Source organism: Methylophaga sp. UBA1464, assembly GCF_002325665.1.
GTDB lineage: Bacteria > Pseudomonadota > Gammaproteobacteria > Nitrosococcales > Methylophagaceae > Methylophaga.
Genome location: NZ_DCSO01000091.1, coordinates 1 through 4,355, shown reverse-complemented (window position 1 = coordinate 4,355; position 4,355 = coordinate 1). Strand labels below are relative to the sequence as shown.

5 protein-coding genes are annotated in these 4,355 nt (G+C 47.1%); 4 read left to right on the top strand and 1 reads right to left on the bottom strand.

The window, feature by feature from the left end; genetic code table 11:
• The 4 genes from B3O33_RS12330 to folC all read left to right on the top strand — a co-directional run.
• Positions 1–608, top strand: a 608-nt coding sequence (locus B3O33_RS12330) for a pyridoxal-phosphate dependent enzyme (protein WP_292363726.1), incomplete at its 5' end; no start/stop codon positions are given.
• Positions 609–618: 10 nt separating this feature from the next.
• Positions 619–1,446, top strand: a complete 828-nt coding sequence (trpA, locus tag B3O33_RS12325) for a tryptophan synthase subunit alpha (protein ID WP_292359046.1) — start codon at positions 619–621, stop codon at positions 1,444–1,446.
• Between the two features lie 19 nt (positions 1,447–1,465).
• A complete protein-coding gene (gene accD / locus B3O33_RS12320; protein ID WP_292359048.1) occupies positions 1,466–2,323 on the top strand; it encodes an acetyl-CoA carboxylase, carboxyltransferase subunit beta in 858 nt (285 codons plus the stop codon).
• Positions 2,324–2,332: 9 nt separating this feature from the next.
• Positions 2,333–3,637 (top strand): bifunctional tetrahydrofolate synthase/dihydrofolate synthase, encoded by a 1,305-nt coding sequence (gene folC / locus B3O33_RS12315; RefSeq protein WP_292363724.1) that lies wholly within the window; start codon positions 2,333–2,335, stop codon positions 3,635–3,637.
• On the opposite strand, the gene B3O33_RS12310 is transcribed toward folC, so the two are convergent.
• The coding region (locus tag B3O33_RS12310) for an AMP-binding protein (protein WP_292363722.1) at positions 3,629–4,355 on the bottom strand (727 nt) is incomplete at its 5' end. The two genes, folC and B3O33_RS12310, sit on opposite strands and share 9 nt — an antisense overlap.

Sequence of the window (4,355 nt, the reverse complement as noted above, 5' to 3'; positions counted from 1 at the left end):
CGCCGCATCCATATCCGGCCATGGTACGTGATTTTCAATCTGTTATCGGGCGTGAAGCGCGTCAGCAAATGATCAATACTACCGGTAAGTTACCGGATGCATTGGTTGCCTGTATCGGTGGCGGTTCAAATGCTATTGGTCTGTTTTATCCCTTTATTGAAGATAAATCAGTTGCAATGATTGGTGTCGAAGGCGCTGGTCATGGTCTGCAAACCGGCCAGCATTCGGCTCCCTTATCCGCCGGTACACCGGGTGTTTTACACGGCAACCGTACCTACCTGATTCAGGATGCTGCGGGACAAATAACTGAAACACACTCGATCTCTGCTGGACTGGATTATCCTGGTGTGGGGCCTGAACATGCGTGGTTAAAAGATATTGGTCGTGCGCAGTATGTCACCGTGACGGATAACGAAGCTTTGGATGCATTCCATGAACTAACGCGTACCGAAGGGATTATTCCCGCTTTGGAGACCAGTCACGCATTAGCATATGTTTCCAAGATAGCCCCAACGATGTCGGCAGATCAAAGTATCCTTATAAATGTTTCAGGACGTGGTGATAAAGACATGCATACGGTTGCAGCCATGGCTGGTCTGAATTTCTGAGGAATATAAAATGAGTCGTATTAAAGAATGTTTTGAAAATCTTCAGGCAGATGGGCAAACGGCACTTATTCCCTATGTCACGGCGGGTGATCCAGAACCATGGGTAACGGTACCATTGCTACATGCGCTGGTTGAAGCTGGCGCTGATATTATCGAGTTGGGTGTACCCTTTTCAGACCCGATGTCAGATGGTCCGGTGATCCAAAAAGCCTGCGAGCGGGCATTGAAGAATGATGTTACGCTGAATTCAATTCTGGATATGGTGAAACAATTCAGAGAAAAAAATAACCATACTCCGCTGGTATTGATGGGATATGCCAATCCACTTGAGGCGATGGGCTACGAAACGTTCGCCAAAAAAGCACAGGCGGTCGGTGTGGATGGTGTCCTGACAGTGGATATGCCGCCAGAAGAGTCGGACGAGTTCAAACGTTTGATGGATGCACACGATATCGACACTATCTTTCTGGTTGCACCGACGACCTCTGCTGAGCGAATGCAGAAAATTGCTCAATATGCCAAAGGCTTTATTTATTATGTATCCATTAAAGGTGTGACCGGTACGGCTGCGCTGGAAATTAATGAAGTAACTGCCAAACTCGAAGAAATTCGTAAATACACGTCGTTACCTGTTGGCGTTGGCTTTGGTATCAGAGATGGTCGTTCGGCAGCGGCAGTAGCCCAGGTCGCTGACGCTGTAGTCGTTGGGAGTACTTTGGTACGCTGTATTGAAGAACATGCCAATCGTCCACAGGAACTGCCTGCTGCAGTTGCAAGTATATTAGCCGAAATGCGTCATGCAATTAATGCGCGTGATTTAGCAAGCGTCACGGCTTAATGAGAGATAAGGTGACAAAATGAGTTGGTTTGAAAGATTACTTCCGTCTAAAATCCGCACCAGTGGTCGCAGTCGTTCTGTGCCGGAAGGTGTCTGGTGCAAATGCCCGGCATGTGACAATGTGCTTTACCGGGCAGAACTTGAGCGAAATCAGATGGTGTGTCCAAAATGCGACCATCATCAGCGGATTAATGCCCGCGTTCGACTGGAAAGTTTTCTTGATGAAGCCAACCGTCAGGAAATTGGTACTGAAGTAAAACCCGTTGACACGCTTAAATTTAAAGATAGCAAACGGTATCGTGACCGTATCACCCAGGCACAAAAAACAACGGGTGAAAATGATGCTCTGTTAGCCATGCAAGGTACCTTAAAGGGGTTACCTGTAGTCGTTGTTGCATTTGATTTTGGCTTTATGGGGGGGTCAATGGGGTCAGTCGTCGGCGAAAAGTTTGTCCGTGCGGCAAAGGTTGCACTGGCCAAAAAATTGCCGTTAATCTGTTTCGCTGCCAGTGGCGGTGCACGCATGCAGGAAGGTCTGTTTTCGTTGATGCAAATGGCCAAAACCAGTGCGGTTTTATCACAACTTGAAGATGCCGGTATTCCTTATATTTCTGTAATGACTGATCCGACAATGGGGGGCGTGTCAGCCAGTCTGGCAATGCTTGGCGACATCAATGTGGCTGAGCCGAAAGCATTGATTGGTTTTGCCGGGCCGCGTGTTATTGAACAAACTGTCCGTGAAAAACTACCTGAAGGTTTCCAGCGCAGTGAGTTTTTGCTGGAACATGGTGCCATCGATATGATTATAGATCGTCGCGAAATGCGGGATCGTCTGAATAATCTGTTGACCATGATGCAAAACCGAATAGCTGTATAAATACGGTTTATGCGATTCAATAGCTTGCCAGAGTGGCTGGCATGGCAGGAACAGCTCCATTTCACTGAAATAGATCCCGGCCTGGATCGCATCCGTGCGGTCTGGCTGCGTATGTATGCCGATAATAAACTGCCGTTCCGAATTGTGACGGTTGCTGGTACTAATGGCAAAGGATCCTCGGTTGCTTTATTAGCCTCTATTCTCTCAGCTGCTGGCTATCGTACAGCTTGTTACACCTCACCACATCTGTTGCGTTATAACGAACGTATTGTCGTGGATGGTCAAACAGCTACTGATACACAGATTTGTGAAGCATTTGAGCGCATTGACAAGGCGCGTGCTGAAATTTCACTGAGTTATTTTGAGTTTGCCACATTGGCCGCCGCTGATATTTTCTGTCGACAGAATATTGATATCGCAATACTTGAAGTTGGCATGGGCGGACGGCTTGACGCAGTGAATCTGTTTGATGCCGATATTGCGTTGATTACACCGATAGGGCTCGACCATACTGTGTGGCTGGGCGATACTCGCGAGCAGATTGGTGTTGAAAAAGCCGGCATTATGCGGGCCGGGCATCCAGTTGTCTGTAGTGAGTCTTCTCCACCCAGCACCGTTGTTGAGATCGCGCATAAATTAGGTGCGTCAGCCTATATTGCGGACAAAGATTTCAGTGCTGAATCGCATGACAAAGCCTGGCATTGGCACAATACCCGCCACAATCTTCAGAACTTACCACTGCCCGCGTTGCTGGGGTGTTATCAAATTCAAAACAGTGCGGCGGTATTACAAGTTATCAGTCTGCTGAAAGATGCCGGAATGGAAAAAATTAACGAAACGGCAATTCGTGACGGTTTAGTTCAAGTCAGACTTGCCGGCCGCTTTCAGATGATTGATGGACCCATTATTCATATCTTTGATGTAACACATAATCAGCAAGGTGCTGAGAACCTGGCAAAACTTATACAGGAAATTCCATGCCGCGGCAAAACCCATGCAGTTATCGCCATGTTGCGGGATAAAGATAGTCGGGCGGTTTTTGACGCACTGATTCCAGTGATAGACGATTGGTTCATCGGCGGACTTAACGGAAGCCGGGGGCAATCGGCAGAGGATTTGGCAGCGGGCCTGCAGGGTAAAATTACTGATGACAGGGTGCATGTAGCTGAATTGGTAGAAGAGGCCTATAACCTTGCTCTGGAAGACGCTGTAAACGGTGACCGAATATTGATTTTTGGTTCATTTCATACTGTTGAAGCTGTTATGCGGCATATCCCTGAATTTATCAATGAACCTTTATCTGCATCAGCTTGATGCTGCTTTATACATAGTTTCAATTTCGTTTTTAAATTGTTCCAGCACCATAGCGCGTTTTACTTTTAAGGTGGGGGTTAACAGGCCGTTTTCGATAGTCCATGGCTGCAAGGTCAGATGCACCCGTCGAATTCGAGCATAAGCCGGAAACTCGAATAACCATTGTCTGAGTAACCGGACAAAATGCTGTTGTAGCACTTTACTGTTCAGACTATCGTTAGATAGCGGATCCAAACCCAGCTGCTGGGCAATTTGTGGCCACTTCTCTCCATTTATGACCAGTAAAGCTGCTAAATAAGGCTGGCCTTCACCAACAATTAAAGCCTGTTCAATCAGTCCGTTACTGATGATGGTGGCTTCAATATCGGCAGGTGGTACTTTCTCGCCATTATTGAGTACCAGAATATCTTTGATTCGACCGACAATGTGGATGTGTCCACTTTCACTGATATGGGCTTTATCCCCAGTGTGAAGCCAACCATCAGCATCAATGGTTTGTGCTGTGGCTTTATGATTATTCCAGTATCCCAGCATATTCCCCGGACCTTTAACTTGCAGTTCATCATCCTTGCCGATACGGACTTCAACGCCTCTTATTGGTCTGCCAACGCTTGACGGATCATTGCTTGAAGGTTCATTGACACTGATAACCGGACTGGTCTCTGTGAGCCCATACCCCTGGAGCAATGTTAAATCCAGACCAATGAACATTTTAGCG

What these genes read in the sequence shown, in the direction of transcription:
- trpA (WP_292359046.1), top strand. Translation starts at nt 619, where the DNA reads ATGAGTCGTATTAAAGAATGTTTTGAAAATCTTCAGGCAGATGGGCAA.
- accD (WP_292359048.1), top strand. Translation starts at nt 1,466, where the DNA reads ATGAGTTGGTTTGAAAGATTACTTCCGTCTAAAATCCGCACCAGTGGT.
- folC (WP_292363724.1), top strand. Translation starts at nt 2,333, where the DNA reads ATGCGATTCAATAGCTTGCCAGAGTGGCTGGCATGGCAGGAACAGCTC.